The organism is Paramesorhizobium salinisoli, from assembly GCF_003335045.1.
In the GTDB taxonomy this organism is placed as follows: domain Bacteria; phylum Pseudomonadota; class Alphaproteobacteria; order Rhizobiales; family Rhizobiaceae; genus Paramesorhizobium; species Paramesorhizobium salinisoli.
The window spans coordinates 1-255 of the sequence record NZ_QOZG01000165.1; the positions used below are offsets into that span (position 1 = coordinate 1).

The 255-nt window shown below is 56.9% G+C and carries 1 protein-coding gene; it reads left to right on the top strand.

Annotated elements, in window-relative coordinates; all coding sequences use genetic code 11:
- Window positions 1-255 (top strand): DDE-type integrase/transposase/recombinase (locus DUT91_RS25390; RefSeq protein WP_147272328.1); only part of this gene is annotated, 255 nt, incomplete at both ends.

Here is a 255-nt window from a genome sequence, read left to right on the forward strand (position 1 = left end):
CGAAGCGAATCTACCGCCTTTACAAGGAGATGGACCTCCAACTGCGCAACAAGGTTCCGAAGAGACGGGTCAAGGCGAAGCTGCGGGCCGACCGTACTGAGGCCACTCATTCCAACCATGTCTGGGCCATGGATTTTGTTCATGATCAGTTGGCCACCGGCCGCAAGATCAGGGTGCTGACCGTCGTCGATACCTTCTCGCGGTTCTCACCGGCAGTCGATGCCCGTTTCAGCTATCGAGGTGAAGATGTGGTTC